Below are 283 nucleotides of genomic sequence, written 5' to 3' on the forward strand. Positions count from 1 at the left end.
CTAAGCTGGTTGTTCTATTTTTTTACCGAAGTAAAAAAGTGGTGCGGAAAGAGAGACTTGAACTCTCACACCTTACGATACTAGAACCTAAATCTAGCGCGTCTACCAATTCCGCCATTTCCGCATCAATGTGGCTGGGATAAGAGGATTTGAACCTCTGAATGCCGAGATCAAAACCCGGTGCCTTACCGCTTGGCGATATCCCAATTGTTCTTTTAAATACTTTTCTAACTGGTCGTCATTCGGAATGCCAATATCGTGATTAACACTCTCAGTTCATTAC

General features: G+C 42.4%; 2 tRNA genes. Both read right to left on the minus strand.

Annotation, left to right across the window (positions count from 1 at the left end):
* Positions 1–39: 39 nt before the first annotated feature.
* Positions 40–124: transfer RNA gene (locus tag CXF72_RS00565), tRNA-Leu, on the minus strand.
* A 7-nt stretch (positions 125–131) separates the two neighbouring features.
* Positions 132–206 (minus strand) — tRNA-Gln (locus tag CXF72_RS00570).
* Positions 207–283 lie beyond the last annotated feature (77 nt).

The sequence above is a fragment of the Psychromonas sp. MB-3u-54 genome, from assembly GCF_002836415.1.
In the GTDB taxonomy this organism is placed as follows: domain Bacteria; phylum Pseudomonadota; class Gammaproteobacteria; order Enterobacterales; family Psychromonadaceae; genus Psychromonas.